Origin of the sequence: Coprobacillus cateniformis, from assembly GCF_009767585.1 — a bacterium.
In the GTDB taxonomy this organism is placed as follows: Bacteria; Bacillota_I; Bacilli_A; order Erysipelotrichales; family Coprobacillaceae; genus Coprobacillus; species Coprobacillus cateniformis.
The window spans coordinates 254,429-272,744 of sequence record NZ_WSNW01000001.1 but is presented as its reverse complement, the minus strand read 5'-3'; the positions used below and the strand labels follow the sequence as shown (position 1 = coordinate 272,744).

Below are 18,316 nucleotides of genomic sequence, written 5' to 3'. Positions count from 1 at the left end.
AAAAGTTGGAAACTGAGATTGATAAATATTTTGTAACTGAAAAGAAATTAGATGACTTGATAAATCAGGGAGACACGTATATTGTTTTTGATACCAATGTTTTATTAGCTGCATACCAATGGCGTAATGCTACCAAGGAACAAATAGAAAAAATAATAAATAAGTTTTATAATGAGAATAAGTTGAAATATTCCATGCAAGTTATAAAAGAATTTTCTAAAAACAGAGTCTTTTTAATTCGTGAAAGGATAAATGATGTAGCAAATGAAATGGATATGCTTACAAATGTAACACCTTTAGAAAAACTTATACCAATATTAAATGGAAAAGAAATTTATATGAAAACTCAGGAAATTCAAAAAGATTATATAAGGTACATAAACTTATATAGGGATCAACTTAAAATTATCAAAGATGAATTAAAGAAACTTGTAAGTGATGATAGCTTTTTTAATTTGATTTATAATACAGCTCAAGGAAATATTATTAAAAATTATACTAATGACGAATTGGAAGAATTAAAAATTGAAGGTAGAAGGAGGTTTGAAAATAAAATACCTCCAGGTTTTAAAGATAAAAATAAGACAAATGGGAACGAATATGGTGATTATATATTGTGGAAAGAATTAATGAGCTTAAAGTCAAATGTTATTTTTGTGAGTAATGATGAGAAAGCAGATTGGTGTTTAAAAAGTGATGATGGAGAGATTTTAACAACGAATTTAGAATTATTAAAAGAATTTTTTGAAGAAACAGGTGGAAAAAACTTTATACATATTCCCATTATTAAATTAGCACAATTATTAAATCAAAATATTAATCAAGATGTTTTAGCTGATTTATCTGAATCTGCTCTAGAAGATACGATTATTGTTCCAGCAAGAGAAATGGGATTCAATACAGTTTTTTTAGGACAGAATCAATGGTATGATATTAGAATTAGTCAATCTAGAATGCGAAATTTGAAATATATAGCAGTATATCAAGTTGCACCTGTATCTGCTATAACATATTATGCAAAAATCAAAGAAATAGTTGACTCTGATAATGTTCATGGGTATAAGAAAATAATCATTGAAGGTGAACCAATAAAATTAGAGAAGCCAATTCGATTAGGGGATAATACATTTTTGGCTCCTCAAGGCAGTAGATATACTTTTATATCAAGATTATTAAATGCCTTTACATTAGAAGATTTATTTGATTAGTTTATTTTCTTTCTATAAATATTATAAATTCATTATATGATTGATTTTGTATAAATTCATGATAAAGTTTATTGTCCATAAGAATATCAAACAAGAGATTATAAGTTTTAGAGAAATTCTTATGATAATCTTGAAAAGTCATAAGTAAAATTAGATTAATAGGATGACCAAACCAATTGATAGGTTTATTATTGTAATGATATGCAATTTTTATTTTCATTGAAAAACCGCTTAAAGAATGAAGAATTGCAAATATACCAAAGAAAGCTGTTGAAAATCACCTTTCTCTTTTGTGAGTATCTTTAAGAAAAAACATTAGATATGACTTCTATTGTTGCTCTATAGTTCTATGGATGCAAGTGAACTGTTATATCAAATTCAAGATATTTTAACAAGTACATAAGGGTAAATACTCTTATGTTTTTGATATATAAGTATTGATTTGTATCATATATTTAAAACTTATGAATCAATCAACATATTTTTATATTCTATCAATATATTAGTCTTGGTAGGAGGAAAAAATGTGGAAGATAATTTAAAATATTGTACTTCGTCTTTAGAATTAAATTTATTTTTTTTAAGAATTATGAAAGAGCATGCATTATTTTTAGAAGCGGGATTTACCAAAGCAAATGGTGATTTTGCACAACAGGCAGAATGTTTTAAAGAAGAATTTGAAATTTTACTGAATTGTACAATTAACTTAAGTCAAGGTATGATACGTTCAAATGTTTTGAATTCAGGTGAGATTGTCACTGAATTTACATTGAACGCTGAGAGACAAACAATGTGCCTTACTGGTATAGATATTGACACAGATATTACACAAAAAGAATACCAGTTATATCCTCATCAGGAACTCTCACAATGTTGTGATATCGTCTCTCAGATATCTCAATTGAATCAGGCAGTTCTTGCTTTATTGGAACAGTTTATTCAGTTTAAAGAAACGATTATAGCAAACGTAGAATCATGTGCTATGTTCACAATGAATTACCCATTGCTTTTAGAACATATTTTACGTGAAGCGAAGTTATATCATTGTTATTTGTGCAATTATGAAATTGGTGTGAATGATGATATTCAAACGATGAAAGAAATAGAGATATTCTGGAATCAGATTATGATGGAACATGCGCTGTTTATAAGAGGATTATTAGATCCTACTGAAGCAGACTTGATTAGGACTTCAAATCATTTTGTGAAAGAATACCAAGAGTTACTAGAATGTGCAGCAATGAAGAGTGACTTAGCTATTGTCAATGGAGAATGTAATCCATATGATGAAACAAAGAAACTGAAAGAATTCAAAACAGCAGGAACAAAAGGTATTTTAAGTTGTGAAATACGTTCTATAATTGTACCTTTATTAGCTGACCATGTTTTGAGGGAAGCTAATCATTATTTAAGATTGTTAGAAGAATAGTATATATCTTTAACACTTACTGATTATATTGGTAAGTGTTATATTTTTTATTGAATTTTAAGATTGGGGCAATCATTAAATAGGTTAAAAGAGGATGTTTATATACGTTTATGACATCAATTATAACGATAATGTAGAAGTGAAAATATTATATTGAAATAAATTGTAGAATTATGTTATTTTATTATAGGTTCAAATATTATTTAGGGTTAGTAAAGGGGGATTTATGAAGAAGATAAAGTATGCTATTCTTGTACTCATTCTACTTCTTTTAGTCGGATGTGGGGCAAATGTTGACTATCGGATAGATGTGAATACAGAGGCAAAATCAATTCAGATAAGAACTTCGTTAGAGGTTGATGAATCTGATTATAAATACATAAAAGGTGGAAGAGATGAACTTGTATCTATAATGCAAAAAGAAAAACCTGATAATCTTGAATTTGATGTAGATAAAGATAATGAAAATAAATTTATATTTACATTCACCTTTATAAGTTATGATGATTATTTGTCACAATACAAATCAATAACAGGTGAAACATCATCTAGTACGTTTGATATTGGAGAATATTCAAAAGAATCACCATTTCAGACATATCAGAATATTAAGTTTGAAGATGATTTATCTCATTTATTAAATTGGCTAAAAGAGGCATTATTGAATTCAGGAAGTATAGATTCTGAGCATAAGGATTCATTAATACATAATCAAAATTATCAATTTCTTTTTGATGGTCAAAAATATAATTCATATTCTTATCAGCAAGAATATGAAGGCAAATCAATTATTCCAATTACTCAGAATAATGTAAAAATCATTATTAAAAAAGAAAATCAAATCAATTTCTATATGAGTCTTATTATTGCAAAGGATAAAGTTGGAGAATTTACAGAAAATTTATCATCATTTATGAAAGAGAGAAACGTTAATCTTCAATATGAGGAAGTTGTTTATAATGATATCTCTTGTATGAAATATGATATTCAAATGAGCAATATTGATTTATCGCATGAAGACTCACTTATGACATTCAATTCAGTATTTGGTGAGGGCTTTGGTTATGGTAATTCAAAAAGTGTTGAAAAGAGTTCGTTTATAAAAGATGATTATCAACAAACATTAAATTTACAACTCAATTTTCACTCATTATTTGGACTTGAAAAAATTCATCCTGTTGAAATAGTTGTAGATGTAGATGGAGTTTCTTTGGCTGAAGGAGAAACAATTCATCAAAACACTGAAATGCCTCTAACTGTTCAAGAATTAAATGATGGTTATTTTAATATCAGTTTAAATACAACGTATACTTCATATCGTTTCATAACGTTTGTTGCATTGTTCCTCATTATTGCAATCATTATTGGTTGTCTATGGAGATTTGGATTTAAAAAAACATATCACAAAATACAACATATCGTACAAATAGGATATCAAAAATTAGCTCAAGTTATTGGTCATTACTTTTATGAAAATGAATTGAGGATAGAAGGGACTTTAATAGTAGGTGAAGCATTTACTATTCAAATTAAAAATATCAATAAAATACATTATGGATATCAATATGAGATTTTATCGTCTTTGTATAAATATGCTGGTGCTGCCATTGTAGGATATATATTACAAACATCGAATGAATTCAAATTAGTTGGTTGTATATTATTAATTGGAGCTATTGTTCTATTTGTTATAGGTTTGATCAGGTATCGTACAAAAGCAATTTATATGAAACTTACATCAGGAAAAGAGTATTCTTTTGTGTTTGAGGATCATATTCAAGCTATGACAATGTATACAGAGTTATTAGATATTATTGAGAAACAAAATGAGCAAGATGATGATTTAGAGGTAATCTTTACATCTTTAGAGAATATGGGGGAAGAAAAAAATGAAGAAGCTTAAGATTTTTAGACAAGAATCACTAGTAATAGCCAATAGAGTTATTATTTCAAAAGACAGTTTTATTCAAATTAGAAATATTACACGTATATGGCATGGAAGACCAGAGGTAGATATTCCAATATTGAATTTAGTTATTGCATTGTTAATAGGTGTGGCGGTGCTGAGTACGCCATTTTCAGCAATTGGATGGTTAGTTATCATAGCTACACTCTTAGTTATTGCATATTATGTTTATACATTATGTAATTACACATTGAATTTTGAATTATCTTCTGGAGAGGTCTATGCATTTACCTCATTGGATCGTGAGTTTATTAAGCACAGTTATGAAAAAGTTAAGGAATTAATGGAGAATAAGGACATGGCAGAAGGAAAGTATGAAATTAATTTTAATAGTTGTAAGATAGATATTGTTAAAGGTGACAACAATGAAATCTATAAAGGAAGTCAGGTTGTTGTAAATAAGGGAGACAACAGTATCCAACATGTTAATCAAACTGACAATAGTCAAGAAAATATTGTGAATAGTTTCAATACGAATGTAGAAATCAACTATGAAGTAATCAGCAAAGAACTCAATACGCTTCTTAGCATGCCAGAAGTTCAATCTCAAAAGGAAGATTTAGAATATATTCATGAAGCACAAAAGAAAGCAGAAGAGAAAGACACTGATGGTCTCAAAAATGCATTAAAGAAGTTAAGTCATAAGACAATGCATTTGATCGAAGTAAGTTCTTCATTACTCACGATTGCAGGATTTATAAAAGATTTTTTATAACAAATCTTTGAAATTATACAAAGAAAAGATTGATATCCTTTTAATAGGAAAAATCAATCTTTTTGTTTTATAAACAATATTCATCTGTTTTATGACTTTTGTAATGAATAAAAGCATATATTCCAGCAATGATATAACTGAATACAAATGGTCCAATTAATTGAGGCGTACTTGCTAAGTCAATATTGAGATTGCCAACAACTGCCATGTTGTTTGTCAAACTCATAAATACAATTATCAAAAGAATTTGTGAAATGAGTGCCTGACTTACAAAGAAATTTGCTATAGTGTTGAGGTTGACCAAAGTCTTTCCATTCTTTCTGTCTGTATATTTTTTTAAAAAAATATACGAGAACTTAATAATGAAATAATAAATAATAAAACTAAAGAGACTTGGAATAGACAATTTCGTAAAAATATAGTAAGTTAAAACACCAACTAATGATATGATCCAGGGTATATATGAAATAATATCAAACTTATCAAGTTCTTTGAAATCATCATGTTCTTTTAATAAGTAATCAATAGAAACATGAAAAATATCAGCTATCTTTGGTAGTAAATCGATGTCAGGATAACTTTCACTAGTTTCCCACCTAGAAATTGTTTTGTTTGATATTCCCAGTTTATCAGCTAAATCTTGTTGAGTGAAGTTATACTTCTTTCTTAATGATATGAGTTTTTTAGAAAATGTATTTTCATTCATAGTATTATCCTCCCTTTTCTTATTTTATTATAACATAGGTATCAGAATTAGCGTTCTCAAATTCTGAGAATGAATCTTAAATAATAAGAAGTAGAATATATGATAAAGTTATTTGAAGATTTTTTATATTATAAATAAGTGTTTTTTAATTGTAAATAAAAAAGAAGGTTATTATATATAACACTTCTTAATCAAATAATTGAAATTCTAAGTAATAAACAAGTTTATGGAACATTTTTGTATTAAATCCATAACAAATACAATCATCTTTTTCACCATCCCAATCATTATTTAATTGATCTAACAATGGTTGAACTTCATCTTCGCTTAAATCACAAGTGATATAAAACTCACTATGATTTTTTAATCCAGCATATTCACGCATTGGTGAAATACAAAACTGTGGGCATATTTGTAATAATAAATCTTTGATTGTTTTATAATCTTTGTCTTCTTCACTAGAGATAATAACATATAATCTTGCTAACATCTAAACACCTCTCTTGTTTATTTATTATATCATAATGTTATAAAAATAAAATACACATTTCTTTAAGGAAGAAATGACAAAAAATATTATGAGGGTTTAAGTGACTTGTTTGATTATAAAAGATTATAGTATAATTAAATAAGAAAGTCATATCATGAAATTAAAAATAATGACTACAGTATATCCAAAATATGTAGAGTACTATTTTTAAATTAAGAGGCTAAGAAACGCTTAAAGGAGGAAGATGATGAAAGGTATTAAAATTGTAACAATTGGTGGAGGAAGCAGTTATACTCCTGAGTTGGTTGAAGGATTTATCAAAAGATATGATGAGTTACCAGTGAAAGAATTATGGTTAGTTGATATTGAAGAAGGTCAAGAAAAATTAGAGATTGTTGGACATCTTGCAAAACGTATGGTTAAAAAGGCTGAAGTTGACATGAATATTTATTTGTCACTAGATCGTCGTGCTGCTTTAAAAGATGCTGACTTTGTAACAACGCAATTTAGGGTTGGACAATTGGATGCTCGTGAAAAAGATGAATTGATTCCTTTAAAATATGGTGTTATAGGGCAGGAAACCAATGGCCCTGGAGGAATGTTTAAAGGATTGAGAACAATTCCAGTTATTTTTGATATTATTAAAGATTGTCAAGAATTATGTCCAGATGCATGGATTGTTTCATTTACCAATCCATCTGGAATGAATGCTGAAGCTGTTTTTAGACATACAAACTGGAAGAAATTTATTGGTTTATGTAATGGTCCAGTGAATATGATTAAAGATATTGAAAAAATTCTTGGAGCTAAGTCAGAAGATCAGGTGAATGTAAAAATTGGTGGTATTAATCATATGATCTATGCCTTAGATATTGAATATAATGGTCATAATGCAAACAAAGAATTGATTGAAAAGATGATTCATGCCGGAACAGAAGAATCATTAAAAAATATTGTAGATATTCCTTGGAGTGCAGAATTCTTAAGGAGCTATGGCTTTTTAGGTATTGGATATCTCCGTTATTACCTCCAAAAACAACAAATGCTTGAACATTGTCAAGAAGATGCTAAAAAACATCAATGTCGTGCTCAAGTTGTTAAGAAAGTAGAAAAAGAATTATTTGAAAAATACAAAGATGAAAATCTTGATATGAAACCAAAAGAGCTGGAACAACGTGGTGGTGCTTACTATAGTGATGCAGCGTGTAATTTAATTTCTTCATTGTATAATAATAAGGGTGATATTCAAGTTGTTGATACTTTAAATCAAGGAGCTATCTCCAATCTTCCAGATGATGTTGTTGTTGAAGTGAGTAGCGTTATCACTAAGGATGGTCCAAAACCAATTCCTGTTGGAGATTTACCAATTCAAACGGTTGGATTAATTCAGCAATTAAAAGCATTTGAAATTTTAACAACAGATGTTGCAGTAAGTGGAAATTATGATGATGCTTTGGTCACAATGACTATTAATCCATTGGTTCAAAGTGAAATGATTGCTAAAAAAATATTAGATGAAATGTTAGAGGCACATAAACAATATTTGCCACAATTCTTTAAATTATAAAAGCTCTAGAGAAATTTATTTCTCTGGAGTTTTTATAATGACGTTATATAGACTTGTTTTCAAAATTTGAAAGCTTATGAATTGTTAGTGATCATGTGGTAATATAGAAAAAGAAATGGAGGATAAAATTATGGAACAATGGTGGAAAAAGAGTGTTGTTTATCAGATTTATGTCAGAAGTTTTCAGGATAGTAATCATGATGGAATAGGGGATATTAATGGGATAACATCACGATTAGATTATTTAGAAAAATTAGGGGTTGATGTTTTATGGTTAACACCTATTTATGAGTCTCCTAATGATGATAATGGTTATGATATTTCTGATTATCGCAATATTTTAGATGAATATGGAACAATGGAAGATTTTGATCGTCTTTTATTAGAAGCACATCAAAGAGGAATTAAAATTGTCATGGATTTGGTATTTAATCATACAAGTGATAAACATAAATGGTTTATTGAGAGTCAAAGTTCAAAGGATAACCCTTATAGAGATTATTATATATGGAAAGATCCAAAAGATGGAGATGTACCTAGTAATTGGACAAGTTGTTTCCAAGGTTCAGCATGGCAGTACGATGAGGCAACACAACAATATTATTTACATTTATTCTCAAAAAAGCAGCCTGATCTCAATTGGCAAAATCCAAAAGTGAGAGAAGAGTGTTTTGATATCATGAATTATTGGGTAGACAAAGGTGTTGATGGCTTTAGATTAGATGTCATTAACTTAATCAGTAAAGATGAAGATAAGTATTATACTGATAGTGATATTAAAGGTCATCAAGTATGCGCAAATGGTCCACACATTCATGATTATCTTCAAGAGATGAATCAACAGGTGTTATCAAGAAAACCATTGCTAACAGTTGGAGAAACACCAGCAGTCACAATTGAAGATGGTATCAAATTTGCACCATTAGATGGTCGTGAATTAAGTATGATTTTCCAATTTGAAATGATGAATGTAGATGGTGCTGAAGTTAACAAATGGACTGACCAAAGATTTGAACTGTTAGATTTAAAAAGAATCATGACTCGTTGGCAAGTTGGTTTGTATCAAAAAGCTTGGAATTCATTATTTTGGAATAATCATGATCAACCAAGATGTGTATCTCGATTTGGTGATGTATCGACACCATTTTACCATGAAAAATCTGCTAAAATGTTAGCAATCTGTTTGCATATGATGCAGGGAACACCCTATATTTATCAAGGTGAAGAGCTTGGTATGACCAATGTTCCTTTTGAATCTTTAGAAGATTATCGTGACATTGAAAGTTTTAACAGTTACAAACAGTTGGTAGAAATAGAAAAAACAGTCAAACATGAAGATATGTTAAGATATTTGAGAAAATCAAGCCGTGATAATGCACGAACACCAATGCAATGGGATGAAACCATTCATGCAGGATTTAGTGATCAAGAACCATGGATTATGGTGAATCCTAATTATTTAACTCTTAATGCAAGTGCTCAATTGTCAGATCCAAATTCTATTTTCTACACATATCAAAAACTGATTCAATTAAGAAAAGACTATGATATTATAACAGATGGAAAATATCAATTAATTATGGAAGATGATCCACATATCTACGCTTATAAACGTATTTCAGATCATCAAGAACTTATTATCTATTGTAACTTTTCATCTCAGGAATTAGATTATGATTGTTCATATATTCATGATGATGCTAAAATTTTAATTTCAAATTATGATGATTGTGCTCATAAACTTCGTGCTTATGAAAGTTTAGTCTTTATTCAAAATATATAATTTCTCACAAGCCCATTATAGGGCTTTTTCTTTTGCAAAAGGTTGTGTTATGTAACTTGGTTAAACATTCAAGCAAGTGAGTTTGAATTTATGGATTCAATTCAATAAATAAAATATAATGCAAGTAAGATCATTGATATCAAAGTCCATTGGAAACAAGAAATAATGATTTTGATAATGACAAGAAAAGGGGAGTTATTTATGGAAATTATTAAAGTTGAAAATATTTATAAATCATTTTCTCAAAAGAAAGTTCTCACTGATATTTCTATTCAGATACAATCTGGAGAAATATTTGGCTTATTAGGACCATCAGGGGCAGGAAAAACAACACTGATTAATATTATAACAGGACAGTTGGAGGCTGATAGTGGACAATCTTATGTCATGCAAAAAAATTCTTTACAATTATCAAAAGAGGATTATACACATATTGGACTTGTATTAGATAAACCTGGACTCTATGATCGTTTAACTTGTTATGATAACTTACTCTTATATGCATCCATATATCATCTAGACCATCATAAAATTGATGATGTCTTAAAACATGTTCATCTTTGTAATGATAAAAAAACAATAGTCAATCAATTATCTAAAGGAATGAAACAAAGACTTGTGATTGCCAGAGCAATTATGCATGAACCACAAATATTATTCCTTGATGAACCAACTTCTGGGTTAGATCCTGCGACATCACTTAAAATTCATGAACTTTTATTACAATTGAAGAAAAAGGGAACTGCCATATTTTTAACGACTCATAATATGGAAGAAGCATCACTTTTATGTGATAAAGTTGCTTTATTGAATGAAGGTCAAATTATTGAGTATGATCGACCTGAAAATATATGTTCACGCTATAATCAGTTGAACAAGATGGTGATTATGACTAAAGACAATCAAGAACATATTATAGAAAATAAGAAGGAAAATGCACAGTTTGTATATGACTTGATTGCTTTAGAACAAATTAAATCTATTCATTCTTCTGAACCTACATTAGGGAATGTCTTTATTACATTAACAGGAAAGGAGTTGGTATAAATGAATCTACAAATCATATTTGCAATTATACGTAAACAATGGAAAGATACAATTAAAAATAAGAGTATTTTGATTCAATTTCTCATGTTTCCAATCATCTGTATTGTTTTAACATCATCAGTTAGTAGTGTAGAAATACCAGGAATTTATTTTGTTATACTGTTTGCAACGATGTATGTGGGGATGGCACCCATTATTATTATGGCGAGTATCATGAGTGAAGAAAAAGAGCAGGGAAGTTTAAGAATGATGATTATGTCAAATGTGAAACCAGTAGAATATATGATTGGAGTTGGCACATTGGTATTTCTTTGTTGCCTAATAGGAACTTTGATTATGGGAATAACTGGTGGATATCAGGGAATGGAATTGCTTTCTTTTATGGAAATATGTAGTCTTGGTTTACTAATATCTCTTTTGCTTGGAAGTATTATTGGCATTCTTTCTAAAAATCAAATGGCTGCCAATTCACTTTCAGTCCCTGCCATGCTGATCTGTTCTTTTGTTCCTATGCTCTCGATGTTTAATCAAAATATTAAAACTTTTGGACAATGGCTTTATACACAACAAATTAATGATATACTCACAAACTTATCAACTCATCCATTTCCAACACAGAGCATTCTCATTATTCTTGCTAATCTTGTTGTTCTTGTTTGTATTTATATAAAAATTTATGGAAAAAGAAATTTATTGTCATAGTGAGTCTCTATGTTAAAATGCTTTGACCAAGATTTTTTCAAAACAATAATGAATATTGAAAATAAGAAAACCACAGTGATTCTTTGAATATGAATGACTATGGTTTTCCTTTATTTTTTTATTCTTTATGTGGTGATAATGATATCGATTCGATAACAATGCTATGGCTCCAGCTGATAAACTTCCTAATGCCCAAGTTGGTTTTCCAACAATGATTTGAATCACTCCTCCTATTAATAAACTGGTACTTGCAACATAACCAATGGTCGTTCCAATTTTATCAATCTTAGGGGATGGGGTACGTAATTTTTTTGATTTTTCTATGACAGATTGTGTCAATTCTAATGATCTATCTGTCATTTTCTTTGTGTTTTCAAGTATTTGATTCTGTTTCATTTAATGAACCTCCATATGATTTATTTTGTGTGAGAGCATAATAACAATAATGAAAATAATAAGAGTTGAAATTCCTATGATATACATGAAAGTAAGAGGATTGCTATTGGTACTTATCATGAGATTACAATATATACATAAGAGAACAAATGCACTTATTAATGTTACAGAAATTGATTTTTTCATAAATCCAAGTGCCATTGCAAGTATTCCAGCTGCATTTACAGAGAATGTAGAAAATATAATTATTTTGAAAGTATTCAGAATTAAAGGCAAAGTTATGGTATCAGATACAATAGGATGAATAGATTCTGTGATGATAAAAATAATAATCGGAATAAGTGTACAAATAAGCATTGAGATTGATACAAGTGAAACTATAATTAAAACTTTTATCATAAATATCTTTTTACGATTGACTGGATAAGAAAAAAGCAGTGCAATACGTTCACCTGTATATTCTTTAATGATTAAATTGTTATACATTGTTGCTGATAAAATCCCAAAAAGCAGAGTGCTGATAATACTAGAAAAGAGAAAAATATTCTCATATACCATAAATTCTGTTTCTTGTTCAATTTGTGCTACATTTGCAACAAAGTAAGTAAAGACAAGTATAAACAGACCAAGGATCAGTGATGTCATGACATAAGTTTTAAGATGAAGATGTTGTCGTTCTAATTTTATAAGTTTTATCATCGTTATTTTTCTCCTGTCATAAGAGAAAAGAAGTATTCTTCTAAATTCCCCTGATATTTTGATTTGATTTGTTTAGAATCTATTTCATGCAAAATTTTTCCCTCACTCATAATTCCTACTGTATCAGCAATATGTTCAACTTCACTGAGAATATGGCTAGAAATTAAAATAGTCATATTCTTTTCTTGAGAAAGAGTAACAAACAATTCACGCATTTGTTTTATTCCTATAGGGTCAAGCCCATTAATAGGTTCATTTCGTATAAGTAACTTTGGTTCATGAATCATAGCTCTCGCAATTCCTAAACGTTGTCGCATCCCTAAAGAAAATGTTGAAACTGGTTGCTTACCTATATGAGATAGTCCTACCATATTCAAAGCTTTTTTAATACCCATACCAGCTGTATTCATGTAAGCAAGATGAAGTGCCAGATTTTCATGGGCAGAAAGATGTTCATAGAAAATTGGTGATTCAATAAATCCACCTATTTGTGAAAGCATAGTATCACGATTCTTTAACATATTACTATTTAGGATCTCGATCGTTCCCATTTCAGGATTCAACAAACCCATTAGCAACTTAAAAAGAGTTGCTTTTCCAGCACCATTATAATACCAAGTAGACTATATATTGAACCTTCTAGTATTGATAATGAACAATTTCTTATAACTTCCTTTGATTCAAAACTCTTTGTTATATTTTTTATTTGTATGACATTTTTTTCATATTCCCTCCATATGAAACCGACTAGCGGTTTGTATTGCGGTAAAAAATAAACTGTGAGAACAGCTATTTTTATATATTAAGTATAAGCACCAAGAAGAGTATCAATGAAATCATCATCAATAATATCTAAGCCAAGTTGTTTCGTGACAAATTGTAAATATTTCATTCTCTCCTTTGTTTCTAAATGATTACGACCAAACAAAGCTGGATTTGCCCAATAGTTTAAAAGAATGAGAAAGACTTCTGCACAGTAAGTTGGTTGTGTTGTTTGCAAAGAACCATCTTTTATACCTTCCTCTATAAGTCGAGAAATAATAGGAGCATCTTGTTTCATACTGGCTTGTAAACCATCAACAACAAAATAAGGATTTATCATCTGTGAAGTTAAAACAGAGTCAAGTTCATGTGTCTTGGAATCAGTTCCAAGTTGATAAAGAATTTTTTTTAACTTTTCTTTGGCGTTTTCAGCTTCTGTGTTTTGAATAATAGTATAAAGCCTATCAATAACATATTGAGCTCTTTTATGCATAACTGCTTCCAAAATTTCTTCTTTAGATTTAAAGTGATGATAAAGGCCTCCTTTAGAAAGATCAAGAGCATCAAGAATATCTTGTATACTTGTTTGTTCATATCCCTTTTCAACAAAAAGTTGGCTAGAAACCGCTATAATTTGTTCTATTGTTTGTTCTGGATTTTTCTTTCTTCCCATATAGCCTCCTTATAAACCGACGGTTGGTCTGTAATTATCATAACAAAACTTTGACTGACTGTCAAGCATTCAAGATAATACGCTGTATATAATTAATATTTTTAAAATAATTTAAAAACAGATGTCGCTTATCACAAAGTCAACATCTGTCTGCTTTTTCATTAAAACTTTCTTGATCCGCCACCATGTGTTCTTCCAGAAGAACTTGTATGAGTTGAACTTCCTCCTCGACTGGGACTGCTAGAATGACTTTGTGAAGATGAGGAAGACTGTGTAGGTTCAGGAATTTTTGTTTTTGTGAGTGTTGTATATAAGAAAATATCTTGTGAGTTTGAAAGAACGAAACCATTTTGATCAATATATTGCCCTGCATTATTAACTGGTTTCACTGATTTTAGTTTTGATTTCATGTTTTGTGTGACAATTAAGGCTATGATAAGACCACCACAAATTCCTATAGTCAAGGCCATTGGATAATTTTTAGGTTCAGTGGCTTCTTGTTTAACATCATATGGAGTTCCATATTTAGCATCTCTAATCAGTTTTTCTGAAAGTGTAATATATTTATCAAAGGCTTGATAATAATGTCCAGCTGACATATCATCAACCAATTCATCAAAAACATAATCAATACCATAATCAGTAAATACAGTTATACCATAACCAGATGTGCTGATAGCCATTTCTCTGCCAATATAATCTAAAATAAATAATGCACCATCATATTGACTGCCAATACCATAACCATTCTCATCAAAATAGTCATCAGCATAACTGTTAATATCTTTTCCATCAGTGGAATTCACAACAAGGATAACCAGATCAAATTGATATTTTGTAACAACATCATTGATTCTATCTGTTAAAGCTTTTTTTTCATCGGTATCTAAAATGTGGGATTGATCAATCACTTTGATATCATTAGCATAGACAATATGAGTAGAACATACAATTGTCAATGTAACAATGAAACTTGCTAGTAAATATTTATATAATTTCATAGCAATCACCTAGATAAATAAAACAGCAAGCAACGTTGTGATGAGCATGCCAATAAGAAAATAGATACCAAAGTATTTCCAATATAGTCCTCTATCAACAGGTAAATTTCCCACAAACTTACCCGTTTGTCCATTCATTGCAAAGATATATTTTTCCCCATTCCACGATGTATTGAGAATCCATACTGGTAATAATGCATAATGAACTTGATTTTCATTGAATTGAATATCTTTGTTTATTTCCCGTGTCCCTAAATAAGAAGTCGTTGTATTGTCAAAGAGTTGCTTGACACTGGTATAAATACGCTGATTGATTTTATCTGTACATTCCTCAGCACTCACATCATATTTATCTGCTAGATAACCAGCTAAATAGGCACTTTGGAAATCAGTAGCTTTTTGATAATCAAATGGTTCAAGTGAATCCATTAATGTATCATCTAACTTTGAAGAGCCGTCAGCAGGAATACATTGAAATCGAACACTTCCCTCTCTTTGCAACATAAAGTGATCAGTCTGTGTGTAATTATATCGACTATCGCTATAATTGCGAATACGATGGGCACGGTAAGAAATATTCGCCTCTACTTTACAATCAAATAACCAATAAGGGGCATAAATCCCTTTGATTTCTTCTAAGTGATTTTCACTCTTAAAAAGAGGGGGCAATAATTTTTTATTTTCAAAATGCTTTTTTAATGCTTCTTTAGCCATATTCTTATCAATTTGAAATGGAATAACCAAATCTGGCTTTAGTAAACCTTGGATATGATCATCAATCACAATTTGATTGTCACAATAGGGACAGCTTGTAGCAATTGTATCTTTATCTGTTATAATTTCTCCACCACAAGAGTGGCAAAGATAATGTGTTAAATTTGCTTGTTCATGTGTATCCCATTCTCTTCCTTTGGGTGGTTGCCAACTCAATTGTGATTCATGTTTTGTAAGAGCCTGATTATAAGATTGAATAGCTTCAACACTCAACTCAGTACCACAATATTGACATTTCATTTTTTGACTTTGACTATCAAAGGTAATGATACCATCACAATTTGGACATTTGTATTCAATAATTTCTGCCATAGTTTCTTTATCCTTTCTAAGTATATATTTATCATACTAAATTTTATGTTGAATGAAAATGAAAAATGTCGAATGATAAGAAAATCAATTTTTATATAAGATAGTTATAGAGAATACAAAAAATATATCATTGTATGAAATATTCGTGCTTTTCTATACATTTAATGGTAAAATAAATGTATATATTTGAAGGAGTGAGAATATGATTAAAATTGGAATCGTAGGTTATGGTAACCTTGGCCGTGGTGTAGAATGTGCAGTTCACCATAGTCAAGATATGGAATTAGCAGGTGTTTTTACAAGAAGAAACCCTGAAACAGTGAAGACACATACGGATGTGCCAGTTTATGATATGGAAAAACTTTATGATATGCAAGGTGATATTGATGTTCTTGTTTTGTGTGGTGGGAGTGCTAATGATCTTCCTAAACAAACAGTAGAATTGGCTCAATATTTTAATGTTGTTGATAGTTTTGATACACATGCGAAAATCCCTGAACATTTTTCAAACGTGAATCAATCAAGTGAAAAAGGCAAACATATTAGTATTATTTCTGTTGGTTGGGATCCTGGTTTGTTTTCATTAAATCGTTTATATGGACAAGCTATTTTACCAAATGGTAATGATTATACATTTTGGGGTAAAGGTGTTAGTCAAGGTCATTCTGATGCGATTAGAAGAATTGCAGGGGTTAAAGATGCTAGGCAATATACAATCCCTGTTGATGCTGCATTAGAAAGTGTTCGTAATGGCGAGAATCCAACTTTAACAACAAGAGAAAAACATACACGTGAATGTTTTGTTGTAGCAGAAGATGGGGCAGATTTGAAAGTGATTGAAGAAACAATTAAAACTATGCCAAACTATTTTGCTGATTATGATACAACAGTTCATTTTATAAGTGAAGAAGAATTAATGAGAGATCATCAAGGGATTCCTCATGGTGGGGTTGTCTTAAGAAGTGGAACAACTGGATTTGATTATGAAAATAAACATGTCATTGAATATAAATTAACATTAGATTCAAACCCAGAGTTTACATCTAGTGTATTGGTTGCTTATGCAAGAGCTGCTTATCGTATGCATCAAGAAGGACAGTGTGGCTGCAAGACAGTCTTTGATATTGCACCTGCTTATTTACATGTTGAATCTGGTGAAGAATTACGTAAAAAACTATTATAGGTTATAAATCTATTAATGATAAAAATGATTGGTACTTCAATGTGAAGTACCTTTTCTTTACGAGTAAAAGAAGAAGTTCATCTTTTGACAATATGATGAAGATGTAAAATTGTGATATACTGATTATATGAGTGGTCTTAAAATAGAGTATGAATAATATTCTATATAGAGCCTTATCAAATAGTTATGGAGAACAATCATGCAGAAAAAGACATATGAAAGTATTAAAGAAACAAAACAATGTTTTGAAGAAAGTTTTCAGGTAAGTGATTTTTATGATAGACAAACTCAGGATAGTTAACATCTTGAGTTAATTTTAAATTGTTTAGATATTCATGATGGAATGAAGATTCTTGATTTAGGAACAGGAACTGGATATTTTGCATTTGCAATTGCCCAAAAACATTCTCAAATAGAAATTGTTGGATTAGATATTGTTGAAAAAACATTGTTAATGAATCAAAGGAAGGCTGAAATAATGGGGTTACATCATTTGAAGTTTAAGAATTATGATGGTGTCAAGCTCCCTTTTGCAGATGAGACATTTGATTTAATAATCACAAGATACGCTTTACATCATTTTCCAGTTATTGAAGATACTTTTCAAGAGATAAAAAGAGTTCTAAAATCTAATGCTAAGTTTTTTATTGCTGATCCAGCGCCCAACTGTAATGATAAAGAGCGTTTTGTAGATGCATATATGCAGATGAAAAAAGATGGACATATACAATTCTATACTCTAGAAGAGTGGTAGATATTTGGAAAGAAGAGTGACTTTCATTTCCTCAATAACTTTGAAACATATATTCGTTTTCCAAGGAAGTTAAATACTGCATTAGAGTTTCATGAATTATTTAACTGTTTTTCACCAGATGTTATCGTTGGATATCATATAGAGATTTC

At 29.7% G+C, this 18,316-nt stretch carries 17 protein-coding genes and 2 pseudogenes; 10 read left to right on the top strand and 9 right to left on the bottom strand.

What is annotated here, in order from left to right; all coding sequences use genetic code 11:
* Window positions 1–5: 5 nt before the first annotated feature.
* Complete coding sequence (locus GQF29_RS01415) at window positions 6–1,208, top strand: PIN-like domain-containing protein (protein WP_008788622.1); 1,203 nt, start codon at window positions 6–8, stop codon at window positions 1,206–1,208.
* A 1-nt stretch (window position 1,209) separates the two neighbouring features.
* Here the strand turns inward: GQF29_RS01415 and GQF29_RS01410 are convergent.
* Window positions 1,210–1,470 (bottom strand): annotated as a pseudogene (locus GQF29_RS01410) (PTS sugar transporter subunit IIA); the annotation flags it as partial.
* Window positions 1,471–1,734: 264 nt separating this feature from the next.
* Between GQF29_RS01410 and GQF29_RS01405 the strand changes: the two are divergent.
* The 3 genes from GQF29_RS01405 (at window position 1,735) to GQF29_RS01395 (ending at window position 5,318) form a co-directional block, all read left to right on the top strand.
* Window positions 1,735–2,637 (top strand): DUF2935 domain-containing protein, encoded by a 903-nt coding sequence (locus GQF29_RS01405; protein WP_008788624.1) that lies wholly within the window; start codon window positions 1,735–1,737, stop codon window positions 2,635–2,637.
* A gap of 226 nt (window positions 2,638–2,863) precedes the next feature.
* The gene (locus GQF29_RS01400; protein WP_117599066.1) at window positions 2,864–4,540 is read left to right on the top strand and encodes a hypothetical protein; all 1,677 of its coding nucleotides are present in this window, start codon (window positions 2,864–2,866) and stop codon (window positions 4,538–4,540) included.
* Window positions 4,527–5,318, top strand: a complete 792-nt coding sequence (locus GQF29_RS01395; protein WP_054689877.1) for a DUF6232 family protein — start codon at window positions 4,527–4,529, stop codon at window positions 5,316–5,318. Before GQF29_RS01400 ends, GQF29_RS01395 begins: the two co-directional genes overlap by 14 nt.
* Window positions 5,319–5,385: 67 nt before the next feature.
* Here the strand turns inward: GQF29_RS01395 and GQF29_RS01390 are convergent, their stop codons facing one another.
* Together GQF29_RS01390 and GQF29_RS01385 are read right to left on the bottom strand one after the other, a co-directional pair.
* Window positions 5,386–6,024 carry a helix-turn-helix domain-containing protein gene (locus GQF29_RS01390; protein WP_008788627.1) on the bottom strand — a complete coding sequence of 213 codons (639 nt, stop codon included), beginning with the start codon at window positions 6,022–6,024 and terminating at the stop codon, window positions 5,386–5,388.
* 187 nt (window positions 6,025–6,211) lie between these two features.
* Window positions 6,212–6,514 carry a hypothetical protein gene (locus tag GQF29_RS01385; RefSeq protein WP_008788628.1) on the bottom strand — a complete coding sequence of 101 codons (303 nt, stop codon included), beginning with the start codon at window positions 6,512–6,514 and terminating at the stop codon, window positions 6,212–6,214.
* A gap of 247 nt (window positions 6,515–6,761) precedes the next feature.
* On the opposite strand from GQF29_RS01385, the gene GQF29_RS01380 reads away from it, so the two are divergent.
* From GQF29_RS01380 to GQF29_RS01365, 4 genes are all read left to right on the top strand, one after another.
* Window positions 6,762–8,081 (top strand): 6-phospho-beta-glucosidase, encoded by a 1,320-nt coding sequence (locus GQF29_RS01380; protein ID WP_017144217.1) that lies wholly within the window; start codon window positions 6,762–6,764, stop codon window positions 8,079–8,081.
* A 130-nt stretch (window positions 8,082–8,211) separates the two neighbouring features.
* On the top strand, window positions 8,212–9,864 hold the full coding sequence (locus GQF29_RS01375) for a glycoside hydrolase family 13 protein (RefSeq protein WP_017144218.1): 1,653 nt from the start codon (window positions 8,212–8,214) through the stop codon (window positions 9,862–9,864).
* Window positions 9,865–10,065: 201 nt separating this feature from the next.
* Window positions 10,066–10,911 carry an ABC transporter ATP-binding protein gene (locus tag GQF29_RS01370; protein ID WP_008788631.1) on the top strand — a complete coding sequence of 282 codons (846 nt, stop codon included), beginning with the start codon at window positions 10,066–10,068 and terminating at the stop codon, window positions 10,909–10,911.
* Window positions 10,912–11,613 carry an ABC transporter permease gene (locus GQF29_RS01365; RefSeq protein ID WP_008788632.1) on the top strand — a complete coding sequence of 234 codons (702 nt, stop codon included), beginning with the start codon at window positions 10,912–10,914 and terminating at the stop codon, window positions 11,611–11,613.
* Window positions 11,614–11,625: 12 nt separating this feature from the next.
* Here GQF29_RS01365 and GQF29_RS01360 read toward each other — a convergent pair whose 3' ends face one another.
* From GQF29_RS01360 to GQF29_RS01335, 6 genes and pseudogenes are all read right to left on the bottom strand, one after another.
* The gene (locus GQF29_RS01360) at window positions 11,626–12,009 is read right to left on the bottom strand and encodes a hypothetical protein (protein WP_008788633.1); all 384 of its coding nucleotides are present in this window, start codon (window positions 12,007–12,009) and stop codon (window positions 11,626–11,628) included.
* On the bottom strand, window positions 12,010–12,708 hold the full coding sequence (locus GQF29_RS01355; RefSeq protein WP_008788634.1) for an ABC transporter permease: 699 nt from the start codon (window positions 12,706–12,708) through the stop codon (window positions 12,010–12,012). It abuts the gene before it with no gap.
* A 2-nt stretch (window positions 12,709–12,710) separates the two neighbouring features.
* A pseudogene (locus tag GQF29_RS01350) lies at window positions 12,711–13,304 on the bottom strand (ATP-binding cassette domain-containing protein); the annotation flags it as partial.
* Between the two features lie 206 nt (window positions 13,305–13,510).
* Window positions 13,511–14,143, bottom strand: a complete 633-nt coding sequence (locus GQF29_RS01345; RefSeq protein ID WP_008788636.1) for a TetR/AcrR family transcriptional regulator — start codon at window positions 14,141–14,143, stop codon at window positions 13,511–13,513.
* Window positions 14,144–14,304: 161 nt separating this feature from the next.
* The gene (locus tag GQF29_RS01340; RefSeq protein ID WP_008788637.1) at window positions 14,305–15,144 is read right to left on the bottom strand and encodes a TPM domain-containing protein; all 840 of its coding nucleotides are present in this window, start codon (window positions 15,142–15,144) and stop codon (window positions 14,305–14,307) included.
* Between the two features lie 9 nt (window positions 15,145–15,153).
* On the bottom strand, window positions 15,154–16,230 hold the full coding sequence (locus tag GQF29_RS01335; protein WP_008788638.1) for a TFIIB-type zinc ribbon-containing protein: 1,077 nt from the start codon (window positions 16,228–16,230) through the stop codon (window positions 15,154–15,156).
* Between the two features lie 202 nt (window positions 16,231–16,432).
* Here GQF29_RS01335 and GQF29_RS01330 point away from each other — a divergent pair, with 202 nt between their 5' ends.
* Together GQF29_RS01330 and GQF29_RS18505 are read left to right on the top strand one after the other, a co-directional pair.
* Window positions 16,433–17,413, top strand: coding sequence for a diaminopimelate dehydrogenase (locus tag GQF29_RS01330; protein WP_008788639.1), 981 nt, complete (start codon window positions 16,433–16,435; stop codon window positions 17,411–17,413).
* Between the two features lie 313 nt (window positions 17,414–17,726).
* Window positions 17,727–18,167, top strand: a complete 441-nt coding sequence (locus tag GQF29_RS18505; RefSeq protein WP_270601739.1) for a class I SAM-dependent methyltransferase — start codon at window positions 17,727–17,729, stop codon at window positions 18,165–18,167.
* Window positions 18,168–18,316: the final 149 nt, after the last annotated feature.

Excerpts from the sequence above, each read along its gene's own strand:
- GQF29_RS01330 (WP_008788639.1), top strand. The coding sequence starts at position 16,433 with ATGATTAAAATTGGAATCGTAGGTTATGGTAACCTTGGCCGTGGTGTA.
- GQF29_RS01345 (WP_008788636.1), bottom strand. The coding sequence starts at position 14,143 with ATGGGAAGAAAGAAAAATCCAGAACAAACAATAGAACAAATTATAGCG.
- GQF29_RS01340 (WP_008788637.1), bottom strand. The coding sequence starts at position 15,144 with ATGAAATTATATAAATATTTACTAGCAAGTTTCATTGTTACATTGACA.
- GQF29_RS01390 (WP_008788627.1), bottom strand. The coding sequence starts at position 6,024 with ATGAATGAAAATACATTTTCTAAAAAACTCATATCATTAAGAAAGAAG.
- GQF29_RS01360 (WP_008788633.1), bottom strand. The coding sequence starts at position 12,009 with ATGAAACAGAATCAAATACTTGAAAACACAAAGAAAATGACAGATAGA.
- GQF29_RS01355 (WP_008788634.1), bottom strand. The coding sequence starts at position 12,708 with ATGATAAAACTTATAAAATTAGAACGACAACATCTTCATCTTAAAACT.
- GQF29_RS01365 (WP_008788632.1), top strand. The coding sequence starts at position 10,912 with ATGAATCTACAAATCATATTTGCAATTATACGTAAACAATGGAAAGAT.
- GQF29_RS01375 (WP_017144218.1), top strand. The coding sequence starts at position 8,212 with ATGGAACAATGGTGGAAAAAGAGTGTTGTTTATCAGATTTATGTCAGA.
- GQF29_RS01400 (WP_117599066.1), top strand. The coding sequence starts at position 2,864 with ATGAAGAAGATAAAGTATGCTATTCTTGTACTCATTCTACTTCTTTTA.
- GQF29_RS01385 (WP_008788628.1), bottom strand. The coding sequence starts at position 6,514 with ATGTTAGCAAGATTATATGTTATTATCTCTAGTGAAGAAGACAAAGAT.
- GQF29_RS01395 (WP_054689877.1), top strand. The coding sequence starts at position 4,527 with ATGAAGAAGCTTAAGATTTTTAGACAAGAATCACTAGTAATAGCCAAT.
- GQF29_RS01380 (WP_017144217.1), top strand. The coding sequence starts at position 6,762 with ATGAAAGGTATTAAAATTGTAACAATTGGTGGAGGAAGCAGTTATACT.
- GQF29_RS01335 (WP_008788638.1), bottom strand. The coding sequence starts at position 16,230 with ATGGCAGAAATTATTGAATACAAATGTCCAAATTGTGATGGTATCATT.
- GQF29_RS01370 (WP_008788631.1), top strand. The coding sequence starts at position 10,066 with ATGGAAATTATTAAAGTTGAAAATATTTATAAATCATTTTCTCAAAAG.